The sequence below is a fragment of the Streptomyces sp. N50 genome (assembly GCF_033335955.1).
Taxonomy (GTDB): domain Bacteria; phylum Actinomycetota; class Actinomycetes; order Streptomycetales; family Streptomycetaceae; genus Streptomyces.
The window spans coordinates 1430863-1447888 of sequence record NZ_CP137549.1 but is presented as its reverse complement, the minus strand read 5'-3'; the positions used below and the strand labels follow the sequence as shown (position 1 = coordinate 1447888).

Sequence of the window (17026 nt, the reverse complement as noted above, 5' to 3'; positions counted from 1 at the left end):
TTCAGTCATGGACCGCCGCATTTTCGGGCTGGAGAACGAGTACGGCGTCACGTGTACGTTCAGGGGACAGCGGCGTCTGTCTCCCGACGAAGTGGCTCGGTACCTCTTCCGCCGTGTCGTGTCATGGGGCCGCAGCAGCAATGTCTTTCTGCGAAACGGCGCCCGGCTCTATCTCGACGTGGGCTCACATCCGGAATACGCGACCCCCGAATGTGACAACGTGACCGAACTGGTCACCCACGACAAAGCCGGCGAGCGCATTCTCGAAGGACTCCTGGTGGACGCCGAACGACGCCTGCACGAGGAGGGAATCGCGGGCGACGTCTACCTCTTCAAGAACAACACCGACTCGGCGGGCAACTCGTACGGCTGCCACGAGAACTACCTGGTGGCACGGCACGGCGAGTTCTCCCGGCTCGCGGACATCCTCATCCCGTTCCTGGTCACGCGTCAGCTTCTGTGCGGCGCGGGCAAGGTGCTGCAGACTCCGCGCGGCGCCGTGTACTGCGTCAGCCAGCGCGCCGAACACATCTGGGAGGGCGTCTCCTCGGCGACGACGCGTTCCCGGCCCATCATCAACACGCGGGACGAACCGCACGCGGACGCCGAGCGCTACCGCCGTCTCCACGTCATCGTGGGCGACTCGAACATGTCCGAGACGACCATGCTGCTCAAGGTCGGCGCCACCGACCTGGTGCTGCGCATGATCGAGGCGGGCACGGTGATGCGCGACCTGACCCTGGAGAACCCGATCCGGGCGATCCGCGAGGTCAGCCACGACATCACGGGCCGGCGCAAGGTGCGTCTGGCCAGCGGCCGCGAGGCCTCCGCGATCGAGGTGCAGCGCGAGTACTACGAGAAGGCCGTGGACTTCGTCGACCGCCGCGGCATCCGTACCGGCACCGTCGCGCAGGTCCTCGAACTGTGGGGCCGGGTGCTGGACTCGATCGAGGCCGAGGACCTCGACCGGATCGGCACCGAGATCGACTGGGTAATGAAGTACCAGCTCATCGAGCGGTACCGGGCGAAGCACAACATGACCATGTCCCACCCGCGAGTGGCGCAGATCGACCTCGCCTACCACGACATCCACCGTCGCCGAGGGCTCTACTACCTCCTGGAGAGGAAGGGCCAAGCCGCCCGGATCTGCAACGACTTGAAGATCTTCGAGGGCAAGTCCGTTCCGCCGCAGACCACTCGGGCCAGGCTCCGCGGCGACTTCATCCGCAGGGCTCAGGAACAGCGGCGGGACTTCACCGTCGACTGGGTCCACCTCAAGCTCAACGACCAGGCCCAGCGCACCGTGTTGTGCAAGGACCCGTTCCGTTCGGTGGACGACCGGGTGGAGAAACTGATCGCCGGAATGTAGGCAAAAACATCCGGATACCGACGTCCGGATACATATTCGGTACGCCACACGGGCCCCGTACGTTTCACGTACGGGGCCCGTGCCACGCCGTAGAGTTGCGCGCACGCCATCAACAAGATCGACCGATTACGAGGCCTTCACCGTGCGCCGACGCTCCGTTCTTATCGCTGTTCCCGCAGGACTTGTGACGATCGCGGGGTGCGGTGACAGCGATTCCTCCTCCAGCAAGGCCAGCGCGTCGCCGTCGCCCTCACCGTCCGCCTCGGCGTCAACCGCGCCGCCGCCGAAGCTCGTCGACGGTCCGCTGCCCGCTATCACCGCGGGCACGAAGTTCGACGAGAAGCCGACCGTCGCCAAGGGCAGTGGCGATCCGTCGAAGAACCTCGCGGTGAAGACGGTGATCGCGGGCGGCGGCAAGGCCGTGGCGGAAGGCGACTTCGTCAAGGTCAACTACCTGGGCCAGATCTGGTCGACGGCGAAGGTCTTCGACAACTCCTACGACCGCAAGACCTCGTTGGTCATCCAGCTCGCCCAGGGCGGCATCATCGACGGCTGGCGCTACGGCCTCGCGGGCAGGAAGGTCGGCAGCCGCGTCGAGATGGCGATCCCGCCGACCTGGGGATACGGCACGGCGGGCAGCCCCCAGGCGGGCATCAAGGGCACCGACACGCTGGTCTTCGTGATCGACATCCAGGACGCCTTGAACGCCAAGAGCTCCGCCAAGGGCACGACCGTCGCGCAGTCCGACGCCGATCTGCCCAAGGTCGGCACGAACACCGACGGCAAGGCCCCCTCGGTCACCATCCCCAAGGCGGACCCGCCGAAGAAGCTGGTGTCGAACTACGTCCTGGAGAGCGACGGAGCCGTCGTCAAGGCGGACCAGTCGATCCTCTGCCAGTTCAAGGGCGTGGTCTGGAGCACCGGCAAGGAGTTCGAATCGACGTACTCCCAGGGGCGGTTGAGCCAGTTCGCGCTCAAGGACATGCTGTCGGTCGTCAAGGGCCTGGCCCAGGGCATCACCGGCAAGAAGGTCGGCAGCCGCATCATGATCGTCGCGCCCGCGGACCTGGCCTACGGGGACACCCCGCCGAGCGGCGGCGCCATCAAGAAGGGCGACACCCTGGTGTTCTCCGTGGACATCCTGGCGGCCATGTGACCCCTGCGGGGATGGGCCTTGCCGGAGCGCGACACCGGTCGGGATGCGAGACTGTCCGAGTTGTCTTGTCGTACACATAGCAGGAGCCAGAGACGTGAGCATCGAGAAGCCCGAGATCGACTTCCCGGAGGGCGAAGCCCCGGCCGACCTGGAGATCAAGGATCTCTGGGAGGGTGACGGCGAGATCGCGGTGGCGGGCCAGAACGTCACCGTCCACTACGTGGGCGTTGCCTTCAGCACCGGCGAGGAGTTCGACGCCAGCTGGAACCGCGGTACCCCGTTCAAGTTCCCGCTCGGTGGCGGCCGTGTCATCAAGGGCTGGGACAAGGGCGTGCAGGGCATGAAGGTCGGCGGCCGCCGCCAGCTGACCATCCCGGCGCACCTCGCCTACGGCAACCAGAGCCCGACCCCGGCGATCAAGCCGGGCGAGACCCTGATCTTCGTGGTCGACCTCATCGCCGTCTGATCACCGGTTCCGACCGGACCCGATCACCTGGGGCCCATGCCTGTGAGGGCATGGGCCCTCGGCTTTTGCCAGGCCTGCGCGGGGCGGTACGGTCATCGTTCGTAAGCACATACAGGGAGGCGAAGGGCGTCGATGGCCATTGCCAAGGCCGAGCGGCTGATGAACCTCGCGCTGTGTCTGCTCGGGACGCGGCGGCCGCTCAGCAAGCGTGAGCTGCGCGAGTCCATCGAGGCCTACCTCGAAGCGGGCAGCGACGACTCCTTCAACCGGATGTTCGAGCGCGACAAGGACGATCTGCGCGAACTCGGGCTGGTCATCGAGACGGTGGAGAACCTGGACGGCGAGGTCGGCTATCTCGCCCGCCGCGACAGCAACCGCCTCCCGCCCATCACCCTCGACGCCGAAGAAGCCGCCGCGCTCGGTCTCGCCGCCAAGGTGTGGCAGCAGGCCCGGCTCGCCGGTGCCGCGAGCGGCGCCCTGCAGAAGCTGCGCGCGGCCGGGATGCCGGAGGACCTCGACCCGTACGAGCCGCACGGCGCCCTGGAGCCGCGGATCCCGGTGCACGAGGCGTCGTTCGAGCCGCTGATGCTGGCCTGCCGCGACCGCCGTCCCGTCGTCTTCGACTACCGCAAGGCCACCGCCGCCCGCCCCGAACCCCGCACCGTCGAGCCGTGGGCGCTGGAGTGCTGGCGCGGCCACTGGTACCTCGCCGGCTGGGACCGGGACCGGGGCGCCGAGCGGGTCTTCCGGCTGTCCCGGATCACCGGCAAAGTGCGGTCCCGCAACGGGCGGTTCACCGCGGACATCCCCGACGTCGTCACCGTGCGCGAGACCGTCGCGAGCTGGGCGGGCGAGACCGCCGACCGCTCCGCGCTGATCCGGCTGCGCACGGGCTCCGGTTACCCCTTGCGGGCGAAAGCCGTGTCGGTTCGGGAACTCGGGGACGGCTGGGACGAGTTGGAGATTCCGTACGGCCACGGGCTGGACGCCTGGCTGGTGGAGTTCGGCCCTGATGTGGTCGTCCTGGAGCCGGCCGAGCTGCGGGCCGACGTGGTGGACCGGCTGCGTGCCGTGGCCAAGGGCTGAGGGGGAGCGGAAGAGAACTGTGGCAGGCAAACCGGTCAGGCCCGTCAACGCCATCGACCAGACCCGGCGGATGCTCTCCCTGGTGACCTATCTCAAGGAGCGCCCCGGAGCACGGATCGAGGACGTCGCCCGTGCCTTCGGGATCACCGAGGACGAGCTGGTCTCCGACCTCGACGTGCTGCCCATGTGCGGGACCAGTTTCCGGGGCGGTGACCTGCTCGACATCGACACCGACGGCGACCGCATCTGGTGGCACAACCCGGACGACGTCGCCGAACCGCTCCGGCTCGCCGCCGACGAGGCGACCGCGCTCCTGGTGGCCGCCCGCGCCGTGTCGACCCTCCCGGGCCTGCGCGAGAGCGACCGGCAGGCGCTGCTGCGGGCCAACGCCAAGGTGGAGGCGGCGGCCGGTGAGGCGGCCGGGGCCAGCGCGCGCCTGTCGGTGACCTTCGAGTCCGAGGGCGGGGTCTTCGCGGACGTCGACCGCGCGATCTCGGAGCGCCGCCGCCTGTGGATCCGCTACTACTCACCGGCGCGCGACGAGTTGAGCGAGCGCGAGATCGACCCCATCCGCCTCGTCAGCGTCGGGCACACGTATGTGGAGGCCTGGTGCCGCCGCTCCGAGGCGCGCCGTACCTTCCGCCTCGACCGGGTCGCCGAGATCAAGATCCTCGACGAGCCGTCCGCCCCGCCCGAGATCGAACTGCGGGACCTGTCCGAGGCATTGGTGCAGCCCGCCGCAGAGGACCCCGAGGTCGTCGTGGAGGTCGGCCCGGGCGGGCGCTGGGTCGCCGAGTACTACCCGCACGACAGTGCCGATGAGCTTCCCGACGGCGGGCTGCGTATTACCTTGCGCACCCCCGACCCCACGTCCCTGAGACGCCTGGCCCTACGGCTCGGGCGCGACGGCCGGATCGTCTCCCCGAGCGACCTCGCCGACAGCGCCCGCCGGGCCGCACGCGAGGCGCTGGCGGCGTACGACGGTCCGAAGGGGTGAGCACGGTCGCCCTCTCGGTAACGGCAGAAGGCGCCCCGGAGGCGAACGACCAAAGGAAGAGGAGCAGGGGCTGTGAGCGAGTCGATGACGACTGGTGTCCCGGGTGTCCCGAGCGGTCCGGAGATGACGGTGGCCGCCGCGTTCGCCGGGATGAAGAGCGTGGTGCCCGTGATGTTCAGAGCGGGCTGCCCGGACTGCCGGAGCAACTTCGAACTGGCGGCGAGCGCCCTGCGTCTCGCCATCGGTGCCACCAGCCGCACCACCTTCTACTCCTTCACCTGTCCCGACTGCGGCGCGGCCGTACGCAAGCCCGCGGGCGAGCGGATCGTCGAGCTGCTCACCGGCGGCGGGGTCAGGACCCTGCGGCTGACCTCCGTCGGGTAGCAGGGTCTAGGCTCGCCCCATGTTCTGGGCGATGGTCGCGGTAGCTGTGGGTTTCCTGGGTCTCGCCGTGCTCGGCGTGCTCGCCGTCCGGGTCTTCCTGGAGGCGCGGCGGCTCGGGCTCCAGGTCGCGGACGCCGCGCACCGCATCAACCGGGCGGCCGAGGACCTGGAGCGAGCGGCGGTGTCCACCGCGCGTTCCGTGGACGCACTGTGAGTCACATATGGGCGGGGTGTGAGTTGCGCGCCTCATGCGCTTCGCGTCACTTTGCCCTGTCACGTTGTCGGTGGAGGCGGGTACGCTGCTGATCGCGGTCCGGATAACGAGGCCCGGAGCGCGGACCGGGAGTACGCACGGGGATTGCCTCACGTTTACCCCTGAGCGTTACGATCGCTGGCAGCACGAAGGTCGGACAGATGTCCGATCGATCGGACAGCACCCCACCCCAGCCGCCTCGGTGAGAAGGTAAAGACTTATGTTCGGAAGGCTCGGAGCACCCGAGATCATTCTCATCCTCGTCGTCATCGTGCTCCTGTTCGGCGCGAAGAAGCTTCCGGACATGGCCCGCTCGCTCGGCAAGTCCGCCCGCATCCTCAAGAGCGAAGCCAAGGCGATGAAGGAAGAGGGCAACACCACGCCCACCCCCGCCGGCCCGCCGAACACCGACGAGTCCGTGCAGCGCACCATCCAGGCGGCCCCCGGCGACGTGACCAGTGCGCGTCCCGTCACCGAGCCGTCGGACACGACCAAGCGCTGACGCAGGGCCGGGACCCCCTCGGCCTGCCGCACGAGATGAGGACGTGGGTTGCCTAAGTCTGCCCGCAAGAAGGAGAAGGACCCCGAGGGGCGGATGCCCCTCGCGGACCATCTGCGCGAGCTGCGCAACCGGCTCGCGAAGGCGATGCTCGCCATCATCGTGGTGACCTGCGTGGCCGCCTTCTTCTACAACGACATCGTCAACATCATCACCAAGCCGGTGCTGGACTCGGTCGGTTGCGCCTCGACCTTCGAGGAACTGCGCAAGGCCGGTGACAAGACGCACCAGTGCGCGCAGATCACCATCAACGGTCTGCTGACGCCGTTCACGCTGGCGTTGAAGGTGTCCCTGATGGCCGGTGTCGTCCTGGCGTCCCCGGTCTGGCTCTACCAGCTCTGGGGCTTCGTCGCTCCGGGCCTGCACAAGAACGAGAAGAAGTACGCGCTCGGCTTCGTCGGTACCGGCGTTCCGCTGTTCCTCGCCGGCGCCTACTTCGCCTACCGGGTGCTGCCCACCACCGCGAAGGTCCTGCTCGGCTTCACGCCGAAGGACGTCAGCAACCTGCTGCCGCTGGACGACCTGCTCGACCTGGTCACGCGCATGGTGCTGGTCTTCGGCCTCTCCTTCGAGCTGCCGCTGCTGCTGATCATGCTCAACCTCACGGGCGCGCTGACCGGCAAGCGGATGCTCGGCTGGTGGCGCGCGATGATCCTCGGCATCACGGTCTTCGCGGCCGTCGCCACCCCCAGCACCGACCCGCTGACCATGCTGGCGCTGGCCGGGCCGATCTGGGTGCTGTACTTCGGCGCCGTCGTCTTCTCCCTGCTCAACGACCGGCGCAAGCGCCGTCGCGACGCGGAGGGACCGGACGACGACGAGGCCTCGGACCTGGACCTCACCCCCGAGGACATCGGCGAGATCGAAACCGTCTCGGCCGGCCGGGCAGCCCTGCCCGAGCAGGCGAGCGGCACGGGTTCCGACCGGGTCAACGGATACGACGACGTGACCTGAGCACCTTCCCGAACTCCGCCGAGACCGGCCGTTCCCGCACTGCGGGCGGCCGGTCTCCGTGTGTGGAGGATCCATGGGAACGGATAATGATCGTCCTGTTGTCAGTGGCGCCCGGTACGCTCGAAAGCACGATGACAGAGGACCTCTCCCCGGCCGAGCGGTACGCGGCAGCCCGCCTGCGGGCAGCCGAGCAGGCCACCGCGCTCGCGGACTTCCGCGAGATGTACGACTTCGGTCTCGACCCCTTCCAGATCGAGGCCTGCCAGGCGCTCGAAGCGGGGAAGGGCGTGCTGGTCGCGGCGCCCACCGGCTCCGGCAAGACGATCGTCGGCGAGTTCGCCGTCCACCTCGCCCTCCAGCAGGGCAAGAAGTGCTTCTACACGACCCCGATCAAGGCGCTGTCGAACCAGAAGTACGCCGACCTGTGCCGCCGCTACGGCGCGGACAAGGTCGGCCTGCTCACCGGCGACAACAGCGTCAACTCCGAAGCCCCGGTGGTCGTCATGACCACCGAGGTGCTGCGCAACATGCTGTACGCCGGTTCGCAGACCCTCCTCGGCCTCGGCTACGTGGTCATGGACGAGGTGCACTACCTCTCCGACCGCTTCCGCGGCGCCGTATGGGAAGAGGTGATCATCCACCTCCCCGAGTCGGTGACCCTGGTCTCCCTGTCGGCGACCGTGTCGAACGCCGAGGAGTTCGGCGACTGGCTCGACACCGTCCGCGGCGACACCGAGGTGATCGTCTCCGAGCACCGGCCCGTGCCGCTCTTCCAGCACGTGCTCGCCGGACGGCGGATGTACGACCTCTTCGAGGAGGGCGAGGGCAGCAAGAAGGCCGTCAACCCCGACCTCACCCGCCTGGCCCGCATGGAGGCCCAGCGCCCCTCGTACCAGGACCGCAAGCGCGGCCGTGCCATGCGCGAGGCCGACCGGGAGCGGGAGCGCAGATCGCGTTCGCGGGTGTGGACACCGGGCCGCCCCGAGGTCATCGAGCGGCTGGACAACGAGGACCTGCTGCCCGCCATCACGTTCATCTTCAGCCGCGCCGCCTGCGAGGCAGCCGTACAGCAGTGTCTGTACGCCGGGCTGCGGCTCAACGACGACGAGGCGCGGGAGAAGGTGCGGGCGCTCGTTGAGGAGCGCACGGCGTCCATTCCCGACGAGGACCTGCATGTCCTCGGGTACTACGAGTGGCTGGAAGGCCTGGAGCGCGGTATCGCGGCCCACCACGCGGGCATGCTGCCGACGTTCAAGGAGGTCGTGGAGGAGCTGTTCCTGCGCGGGCTCGTCAAGGCCGTGTTCGCCACGGAGACCCTGGCGCTCGGCATCAACATGCCCGCGCGCTCGGTGGTGTTGGAGAAGCTCGTCAAGTGGAACGGCGAGCAGCACGCCGACATCACCCCCGGCGAGTACACCCAGCTGACCGGCCGGGCCGGCCGCCGCGGCATCGACGTCGAGGGCCACGCCGTCGTGCTGTGGCAGCGCGGGATCAGCCCCGAGCACCTCGCGGGACTGGCCGGCACGCGCACGTACCCGCTGCGCTCCAGCTTCAAGCCGTCGTACAACATGGCGGTCAACCTCGTGGAGCAGTTCGGGCGGCACCGGTCGCGGGAGCTGCTGGAGACGTCCTTCGCGCAGTTCCAGGCGGACCGGTCGGTCGTCGGGATCTCGCGGCAGGTGCAGCGCAACGAGGAGGGTCTGGAGGGCTACAAGGACTCCATGACCTGCCACTTGGGCGACTTCGACGACTACATGCGGCTGCGCCGCGAGCTCAAGGACCGCGAGACCGAGCTGGCCCGGCAGGGCGTGGCGCTACGGCGCGCCGAGGCCGCCGTGGCGCTGGAGAAGCTCAAGCCGGGTGACGTCATCCATGTCCCGACCGGCAAGTACGCGGGCCTGGCACTGGTGCTGGACCCGGGACTGCCCGCGGGGCGGTCCAACGGCCATCGCGGCTTCGAGCAGCACGACGGGCCGCGTCCGCTGGTCCTGACGGTGGAGCGGCAGGTCAAGCGGCTCGCGTCGATGGACTTCCCCGTCCCCGTCGAGGCGTTGGACCGGATGCGGATCCCCAAGTCCTTCAACGCCCGTTCCCCGCAGTCCCGTCGGGACCTGGCGTCCGCGCTGCGCACCAAGGCCGGGCACATCCCGCCGGAACGGGCCCGCAAGCAGCGCTCACAGGCCGCGGACGACCGGGAGATCGCGCAGTTGCGTACGGCGATCCGGGCGCATCCGTGTCATGGGTGCAACGACCGTGAGGATCACGCGCGTTGGGCCGAGCGGTATCACCGGCTGCAGCGGGACACGACGCAGTTGGAGCGGCGGATCGAGGGGCGGACGAACACGATCGCCCGTACCTTCGACCGGATCGTCGCGCTGTTGACCGACCTGGACTATCTGCGGGGCAACGAGGTCACCGAGCACGGGAAGCGGCTGGCGCGGCTGTACGGCGAGCTTGATCTGCTGGCCAGTGAGTGTCTGCGCGAGGGGGTTTGGGAGGGGCTTTCTCCTGCTGAACTCGCCGCGTGTGTCTCGGCGTTGGTCTTCGAGGCGCGGGTCAGTGACGACGCGACCGTGCCCAAGGTGCCGTCGGGTGCGGCCAAGGCCGCGCTGGGGGAGATGGTGCGGATCTGGGGGCGGCTTGACGCCCTTGAGGAAGACTTCCGGATCACTCAGACCGAGGGGGTCGGGCAGCGGGAGCCTGATCTTGGGTTTGCCTGGGCCGCGTATATGTGGGCCAGTGGGAAGGGGTTGGACGAGGTGCTTCGGGAGGTTGAGATGCCTGCGGGGGACTTTGTCCGGTGGTGTAAGCAGGTGATCGATGTGCTGGGGCAGATTTCTGCTGCGGCGCCGGTCACTGGGGGCGAGGCGGCTTCTACCGTGGCCAAGAATGCGCGGAAGGCTGTTGAGCTGTTGTTGCGGGGGGTTGTGGCCTACTCGTCTGTGGGGTGACGGGGTCGTTGGCGGGTGCGGGTGCGTTGTGGCTGGTCGCGCAGTTCCCCGCGCCCCTGAGGGGGTTGCCCTTGCGCTCCTCAAGACCTCACGTAGTTTCGCCAGCCGCCGTAGGTTGTTATGTCCTCTGCGTCTGCCAGCGCCGCCGGCTCGCAGAGGAAGCCCGGCACGCTTGTGCCGTCTGCCAGTTCAACGCTTCCCAGTGTCATTGGGCGGGGCAGGCTCGCCAGCAAGTGGCCCAGGCCCTCTGCCGGTAGGCGCCAGACCTCCGTTTCTATTGCCGCTCCGCCCTCGCCGACGTGAACCAGGCCCGGCTTGGGCGGAGTTGTTGTGAGGGCGTGTAGGCGGTAGACCGGGGCCGTTGTGGTGGTGCGGTCCAAGCGGGCGCCCAGGGAGAGTAGTTGGGGGTTCAGGGGCTGCCCCGTCAGGTGGGCGCCGACTACGGCTATGTGGGTCTCCGGCTCCAACTCGCGGACTATTCGCGCCAAGCGGTCGTCCGTGAATGCCGGGCCGATCAGCATGACGCCGAAGGGCAACCCGTTCACCTCGCCCGACGGGACTGCCACCGCCGCCAGGTCGAAGAGGTTCGTGGAGTTGGTGAAGCGGCCCAGGCGGGCGTTGGCGCCCAGGGGGTTGGCCGCCACCTCGGACAGGGTGGGGTGACCCGGAGTTGTCGGGAGCAACAGGGCGTCCGCGTCTGCCAGTTCGGAGAGGGCCCGGGTGCGGAGGGCGGCCAGGCGTTCCTCGTCCGCGTACAGCTGGTGGGCCGGGATGTCCCGGGCTCGGGTGATGATGCCGGCGACTGTGGGGTCCAGGCCCTCGGTGCCGGAGGCGATCGCCTTGTCGACAAATGCCCCTACCGCTGTGTAGCGCTCCGCCACGAACGCGCCCTCGTAGAGCATCGCCGCCGCTTCCGTGAACGGGGTGAGGTCCAGGGTGCGGATCTCGGCGCCCGCGTCGGACAGGCGGGTCACTGCCCCCTCGTAGGCCTCCGACCAGCCCTCGTCCAGTTCGCCCAGCTGGTCCCGTGGGGGGACCGCTATGCGCCAGGGGCCCGGGGTGCGTTGGGGGAGGGGCGGGAGGTCGCGGGTCGGTGGGGAGGTCATGAAGGCCAGGGGCTGTTCGGCCTCGGGGAGGGTGCGGGCGAAGACCGTCACGCAGTCGATCGACGCGCAGGCCGGGACCACGCCCACTGTCGGGACCAGGCCCCGGGTGGGCTTCAGGCCGACGATGCCGTTGAAGGCGGCGGGGACCCGGCCCGAGCCCGCGGTGTCGGTGCCGAGGGCGAAGTCGACGATGCCGAGGGCCACGGCCACGGCCGAACCCGCGCTGGAGCCGCCGCTGATCCGCTCGGGATCGTGGGCGTTGCGGACCGCGCCGTACGGGGAGCGGGTGCCGACCAGGCCCGTGGCGAACTGGTCGAGGTTCGTGGTGCCGAGCACGATCGCGCCCGCCGCGCGGAGACGGGCCACCACCGGGGCGTCGGCTTCCGGGGCGTAGGCGTACGACGGGCAGCCCGCCGTGGTCGGGAGGCCGTGGACGTCTATGTTGCCCTTGGCCGCGAACAGACGCCCGGCGAGGGGGAGTTGCTCGCCCGCCGCTACTCGCTCGTCGATGGCCCGTGCCTCGGACTCCACGTCCGGCTGCGGGCGCAGGTCGATCCAGATCTCCGGGCGGTTCACCGCCTCCATGCGGGCGTAGGCGGCTCGGACTCGGGACACGGTGGTCGACATCTCTGGTGCTCCTTGCGGTTCGGCTTGCGACGGGGGCGGGGGTCCGGGCTTGGTGCGCGGGGGCGAGGGCGGGCGCCGCGCCGTGCGGCTTGCTGGGTTCGGTGTTCTGGCTCAGCTCGCAGGGGCCAGGACCACCAGCGCCGTGCCCGCTTCCACCTGGTCGCCGGGCCTGGCCAGGACTTCCGTGACTATGCCGGCCATGGGCGCGTGCACCCTGGACTCCATCTTCATCGCCTCCAGGGCCAGCAGGGGTTGGCCCGCCGTCACCTCGTCGCCCGGTTCCACGTTCAACTGCCAGACGGACGCGGCGAATTCGGCCTCCACCAGGCGTCCGCCCGCCGGGACCGTCACCTCGGCCTGCGGTGGGGCCGGGGCGGCTGCCGCCTCCGCCCGGGTGAACTCGCCCGCCGCTTCCCAGGCATCGCGTTCCGCGCCGAACGCCGTCTGCTGGCGGGACCTGAACTCCGCGATGGACTCGGCGTGTTCGGCGAGGAAGGCCTCGTACTCGGCGAGGGAGAACGTGCCCTCCTCGATGCGCGGGACGAAGCGGCCGGAGGTGATGTCGGCCCGGAGTTCGAGGAGTTCGTCCGGCTCCACCGGGTACCACTTGATGCGGTCGAAGAAGCGGAGGAGCCACGGGGAGCCCGGTTCGAACGCGCCGCGTTGCTGCCACCCCGACCAGACCTGGGTCGTCCTGCCCACGAACTGGTAGCCGCCGGGGCCCTCCATGCCGTAGACGCAGAGGTACGCGCCGCCGATGCCTACCGAGTTCTCGGCGGTCCAGGTGCGGGCCGGGTTGTATTTGGTGGTGACCAGGCGGTGGCGGGGGTCCAGCGGGGTTGCCACGGGAGCGCCCAAGTAGACGTCTCCCAGGCCCAGTACGAGGTACTCCGCGTCGAAGACCGTGCCGTAGACGTCCTCGACCGCGTCCAGGCCGTTGACGCGGCGGATGAACTCGATGTTCCAGGGGCACCAGGGGGCGTCGTCGCGGACGCCTGCCATGTAGCGGGCGATGGCCTCGCGGGTCGCCGGGTCGTCCCAGGAGAGGGGGAGGTGGACCGTGCGGGAGGGGACGATCAGTTGGTCCGTGGGTGGCAGTGCTGCCGCTATCTCCCTTACGGAGGTGAGGAGTTGGGATTGGGGGAGGCGGGCCGGGTCCGTCTGGATCTGGAGTGAGCGGATGCCCGGGGTGAGGTCCGTGACGCCCTCGAAGTCGGCCTCCGCCACCGCCTCCATCAGGGCGTGGACCCGCATGCGCTGCGCCAAGTCCAGTTGCATGGGGCCGAATTCGACGAGGAGGTTGTCGTCGCCGCTGCGGCGGAAGGTGACGTCTCCGTCCCTCGCCAGGATTCCGCCGTCCACGATGTCGGGGCGGGGTGAGCCGTCGACGTTCACCGGGGTGAAGCGCACCGTGTCGCCGGGCCTGAACTGGCCCAGTTTCCAGCGCTCTTGGCTGATGACCGTCGCCGGGCAGACGAAGCCGCCCAGGGACGGGCCGTCGGGGCCGAGGAGGACCGGCATGTCGCCGGTGTAGTCGACGGCGCCCACCGAGTACGGGGTGTCGTGGATGTTGGACGGGTGCAGGCCCGCCTCGCCGCCGTCGGTGCGGGCCCAGCGGGGCTTCGGGCCGACCAGGCGGACGCCCGTGCGGGCCGAGTTGAAGTGGACCTTCCAGTCGGCCGCGTAGAAGTCGTGGATGTCGTCCTCGGTGAAGAACTCCGGTGCCGCGTGCGGGCCTTCGACCGCCGCCACGTCCCATACGGCGGCGAAGGTCGGGCGGTCGGCGGTGGGTACGGGTGTGCCCTCGGTGACCGTGCCGCCGTGCAGGACGTCGCCGGTGCGCAGGGCTCGGCCGCCGTGGCCGCCGAAGCGGCCCAGGGTGAAGGTGCTCGCGCTGCCGAGGAAGGCCGGCACGTCCAGGCCGCCCGCGACCAACACGTAGGTGCGCAGGCCGTGTTCGGCCGGGGTGCCGATCTCCAGGGTCGCGCCCGCCGGTACCGTCACCGGCTCCCATTGCGGGACCGGGGTGTCGTCGACGGTCACCGGTGCGGGGGCGCCCGTCACGCACACCGTGGTGGCGTGGGTGAACCTCAACGTCGGTCCCTGGAGGGTGCATTCGAGGCCGGGGGTGCCCTCCTCGTTGCCGAGCGCGCGGTTGCCGAGGCGGAAGGAGAGGTCGTCCATCGGGCCGCACGGCGGGACGCCGACCTGCCAGTAGCCGGTGCGGCCCGGCCAGTCCTGGACCGTGGTGAGGGTGCCGCCGGAGACGATCTCGATGCGGGGGGTGGGGTCCGTGACGGTGGTGAGGGTTGCCGTGGAGTGGGTGGCCGCGCGGAAGTCCGGCTCCGCCAGGGCCGCCCGGACCAGGCCGAGGTTCGTCTCGATGCCGTCCACTCGGGTGCGGGCCAGCGCCTCGTCGAGGCGCCTGAGCGCGTGGGCGCGGTCGGGGCCGTAGGCGATGACCTTCGCGAGCATCGGGTCGTACGACGTCGTCACCTCGGTGCCGGTCTCCACCCAGCCGTCGACGCGTACGCCGTCCGGGAACTCGACCCGGGTCAACAGGCCGGCGCTGGGCCGGTGTTCGCGGGACGGGTCCTCTGCGTAGACGCGGGCCTCGACGGCGTGGCCGCGCGGGGTGCCGGGGGCGTGGACGACGTCGGGCTCGCCCTGGGCCAGCCGCAGCATCCAGGCGACCAGGTCGACGCCGTAGACCTCCTCGGTGACCGGATGTTCCACCTGGAGGCGGGTGTTGACCTCCAGGAAGTAGGCCTCCTCGCGCCTCGCGTCGTAGACGAACTCGACCGTGCCTGCGGAGCGGTAGCCGACCGAGGCGCACAAGTCGCGTGCGGAGGTGGCCAGTTGGGTGCGGATGTGGTCGGGGAGGCCTGGTGCGGGGGCTTCCTCCACCACCTTCTGGTTGCGGCGCTGGAGGGAGCAGTCGCGGTCGCCGAAGGTGACGACCCTGCCCTTGCCGTCGCCGAAGACCTGGACCTCGACATGGCGGGCGTGCTCGACGAGGCGTTCCAGGAAGACGCCGGCGGAGGAGAAGGAGGCGGCGGCCACGCGCTGCACCCGTTCCCAGGACTCGGTGAGTTCGGCGGGGGAGTGGCAGGCCGACATGCCGATGCCGCCGCCTCCGCCGGTCGCCTTGAGCATGACGGGGTAGCCGATCAGCCGCGATTGGGCGAGCGCCTCGTCCAGGTTCGCCAACAGGCCTGTACCAGGGGCCAGTTGGACACCCTCTGCCTCGGCCGCCGCCCGTGCCGTGTGCTTCGCGCCGAACAGCTCCAACTGTGCGGGAGTCGGGCCGACGAACACGATTCCGGCGTCCTCGCAGCGCCTTGCGAAGGCCGCGTCCTCGGAGAGGAAGCCGTAGCCGGGGTGGATCGCTCCCGCGCCCGTGTCCTTGGCCGCCTTGAGCACCAAGTCGGCGTCCAGGTACGACTCTTTGGCGGGGGCCGGGCCGAGTCGTACCGCCTCGTCGGCGAGCCGTACGTGGGGTGCCGCGCGGTCGGCGTCGGAGTACACGGCGACCGTGCGCAGGCCGAGTTCGCGGGCCGTGCGGATGATGCGGACGGCGATCTCGCCCCGGTTGGCGATCAGCAGTGTGTCGAAGGTCATCCGGCATCCCCTTGGGAGGCGGCCCCGGTGATCGTCATCTCCACTGCCGTCGGCTCGAAGCCGTTGCAAGGGTTGTTGATCTGGGGGCAGTTGGAGACCAGGACGAGGACGTCGCGTTCGGCGCGCAGGGTCAGTTTCAGGCCCGGGGCGGAGAGGCCGTCGACGATGCCGAGGGTGCCGTCCTTCTCGACCGGCACGTTCATGTACCAGTTGATGTTGGAGACCAGGTCGCGCTTGCCGAGGCCGTAACGGGCGCCCTCCGCGAGGAAGTTGTCCACACACGCGTGCTGCGACCAGGTGTGGTGGCCGTAGCGCAGGGTGTTGGACTCCTTGGAGCAGGCGCCGCCGACCGTGTCGTGCCGGCCGACCTCGTCGTCCGTGACGGTCATCAGCGGGGTGTGCTCGTTGGACATCAGCACGCTGCCGGTGGTCAGGAAGAGGTTGCCCTGGGCGTGGATGGTGTCGGGGGCGCTGTAGCGGACCGACGTGTCGTGGGCGTCGTAGACGAGGAAGTCGACGGCCTGGTTGCCGTGCAGGTCGGTGATCGTGAGGGTCTCGCCGGTGCGGATCACGGCGGACCAGGCGGCGCGGGCCGGTACGTCCACCGTCTTCACGGCCGGTGCGTCTTCGGTCTTCATATGAGCCCCCTCGCGGCAAGGAATTCGGTGGTGTTGAGGAACGCGCGGCGGCCTTCGGGCGTGGCCTCCCACAGCGGGTCGCCCGGCTCGGTGGCCTCGGCGCGCCAAGCGAGCACCTCCAGCGGGGAGTTGACGTAGTCGTCGCGCGGGTCGGCCGGATGCGGGACGTTCGCGATCAGTACGGTCACGTCCTGTTCGGCGCGCAGGGTCACGCTGCCGCCGGGGCCCGTCGAGCCGGTGAAGTCGAGGGAGCCGTCGTCGCGGACCTCGACGCCCTGGAAGAAGGAGAGCGAGGGCGGCAAGTCCCGTGGTTCCAGGCCGTTCTTGGCGGCCGCGAGCTTGAACAGCTCACGTCCGGCAGGGGAGTCGGACTGCGGGGTGCCGTCGCCGTAGCGCTCGGTGTTGCGGACCAGGGTGGAGGTGCCGCACAGCGCGTCGTGCCGGCCGGAGGTGTCGGCGACGAGGGAGGCGAGGACGCGGCCCTGGTCGGAGAGGAGGAGCTGGCCCTCGCCGAGGTAGGCGTTCCACTGGACCTTGACCGTGTCGGCGACGTTCAGGCGCTCCCAGGGGCGGTCGGCCGCGTAGAGGAGGAGGTGGGCGCAGGCGTCGCCGCGCAGGTCGGTCAGGCGGAGTTCGGTGCCTCGGGCCAGGACGCGGTGGGTGTAGTTGCCGCCCGCCACCGTCTCGGCCCACACCAGGTGGCCCGCCTCGCAGGGCGGGGCCGGCCAGTCGCCGGCCGGGACGACGGGCATCGCCTCGGCCCGTGTGCCCTCCTGGGCGCGGGCGTGGTCGCGGGCTCCGTAAGTGGTCGCTGTCGCCATCGCGGGGGACCTCCGGCTGCGGGGACGTGGTGGTCGTG

General features: G+C 69.8%; 14 protein-coding genes. 10 read left to right on the top strand and 4 right to left on the bottom strand.

What is annotated here, in order from left to right; all coding sequences use genetic code 11:
- Positions 1 to 7 precede the first annotated feature (7 nt).
- The 10 genes from pafA (at position 8) to R2B38_RS06050 (ending at position 10175) form a co-directional block, all read left to right on the top strand.
- On the top strand, positions 8 to 1369 hold the full coding sequence (gene pafA, locus R2B38_RS06095) for a Pup--protein ligase (RefSeq protein ID WP_318015300.1): 1362 nt from the start codon (positions 8 to 10) through the stop codon (positions 1367 to 1369).
- A 142-nt stretch (positions 1370 to 1511) separates the two neighbouring features.
- The gene (locus R2B38_RS06090; protein WP_318015299.1) at positions 1512 to 2525 is read left to right on the top strand and encodes an FKBP-type peptidyl-prolyl cis-trans isomerase; all 1014 of its coding nucleotides are present in this window, start codon (positions 1512 to 1514) and stop codon (positions 2523 to 2525) included.
- 94 nt (positions 2526 to 2619) lie between these two features.
- Positions 2620 to 2991 carry an FKBP-type peptidyl-prolyl cis-trans isomerase gene (locus R2B38_RS06085; RefSeq protein ID WP_033283738.1) on the top strand — a complete coding sequence of 124 codons (372 nt, stop codon included), beginning with the start codon at positions 2620 to 2622 and terminating at the stop codon, positions 2989 to 2991.
- Between the two features lie 132 nt (positions 2992 to 3123).
- The gene (locus R2B38_RS06080) at positions 3124 to 4077 is read left to right on the top strand and encodes a helix-turn-helix transcriptional regulator (RefSeq protein ID WP_318015298.1); all 954 of its coding nucleotides are present in this window, start codon (positions 3124 to 3126) and stop codon (positions 4075 to 4077) included.
- Positions 4078 to 4096: 19 nt separating this feature from the next.
- Entirely contained in the window at positions 4097 to 5074 is a 978-nt protein-coding gene (locus R2B38_RS06075; protein WP_318015297.1) for a WYL domain-containing protein, read from the top strand.
- Positions 5075 to 5146: 72 nt separating this feature from the next.
- Positions 5147 to 5458: a hypothetical protein gene (locus R2B38_RS06070; RefSeq protein WP_411978426.1), complete on the top strand. Its 312-nt coding sequence runs from the start codon at positions 5147 to 5149 to the stop codon at positions 5456 to 5458.
- 19 nt (positions 5459 to 5477) lie between these two features.
- Positions 5478 to 5672 carry a hypothetical protein gene (locus R2B38_RS06065; RefSeq protein WP_033283741.1) on the top strand — a complete coding sequence of 65 codons (195 nt, stop codon included), beginning with the start codon at positions 5478 to 5480 and terminating at the stop codon, positions 5670 to 5672.
- A 259-nt stretch (positions 5673 to 5931) separates the two neighbouring features.
- Complete coding sequence (gene tatA, locus R2B38_RS06060; RefSeq protein ID WP_033283742.1) at positions 5932 to 6213, top strand: Sec-independent protein translocase subunit TatA; 282 nt, start codon at positions 5932 to 5934, stop codon at positions 6211 to 6213.
- A 48-nt stretch (positions 6214 to 6261) separates the two neighbouring features.
- Positions 6262 to 7224, top strand: a complete 963-nt coding sequence (tatC, locus tag R2B38_RS06055; RefSeq protein WP_199811049.1) for a twin-arginine translocase subunit TatC — start codon at positions 6262 to 6264, stop codon at positions 7222 to 7224.
- Between the two features lie 86 nt (positions 7225 to 7310).
- Positions 7311 to 10175 carry a DEAD/DEAH box helicase gene (locus R2B38_RS06050; protein ID WP_318015296.1) on the top strand — a complete coding sequence of 955 codons (2865 nt, stop codon included), beginning with the start codon at positions 7311 to 7313 and terminating at the stop codon, positions 10173 to 10175.
- A gap of 80 nt (positions 10176 to 10255) precedes the next feature.
- Here R2B38_RS06050 and atzF read toward each other — a convergent pair whose 3' ends face one another.
- The 4 genes from atzF to R2B38_RS06030 form a co-directional block, all read right to left on the bottom strand.
- Positions 10256 to 11908, bottom strand: a complete 1653-nt coding sequence (gene atzF / locus R2B38_RS06045) for an allophanate hydrolase (RefSeq protein ID WP_318015295.1) — start codon at positions 11906 to 11908, stop codon at positions 10256 to 10258.
- Positions 11909 to 12019: 111 nt separating this feature from the next.
- Positions 12020 to 15529: a 5-oxoprolinase/urea amidolyase family protein gene (locus R2B38_RS06040; protein WP_318015294.1), complete on the bottom strand. Its 3510-nt coding sequence runs from the start codon at positions 15527 to 15529 to the stop codon at positions 12020 to 12022.
- Positions 15526 to 16167: an urea amidolyase associated protein UAAP2 gene (locus tag R2B38_RS06035; RefSeq protein WP_318015293.1), complete on the bottom strand. Its 642-nt coding sequence runs from the start codon at positions 16165 to 16167 to the stop codon at positions 15526 to 15528. Before R2B38_RS06035 ends, R2B38_RS06040 begins: the two co-directional genes overlap by 4 nt.
- Positions 16164 to 16988: an urea amidolyase associated protein UAAP1 gene (locus R2B38_RS06030; protein WP_318015292.1), complete on the bottom strand. Its 825-nt coding sequence runs from the start codon at positions 16986 to 16988 to the stop codon at positions 16164 to 16166. Before R2B38_RS06030 ends, R2B38_RS06035 begins: the two co-directional genes overlap by 4 nt.
- Between the last annotated feature and the right edge of the window lie 38 nt (positions 16989 to 17026).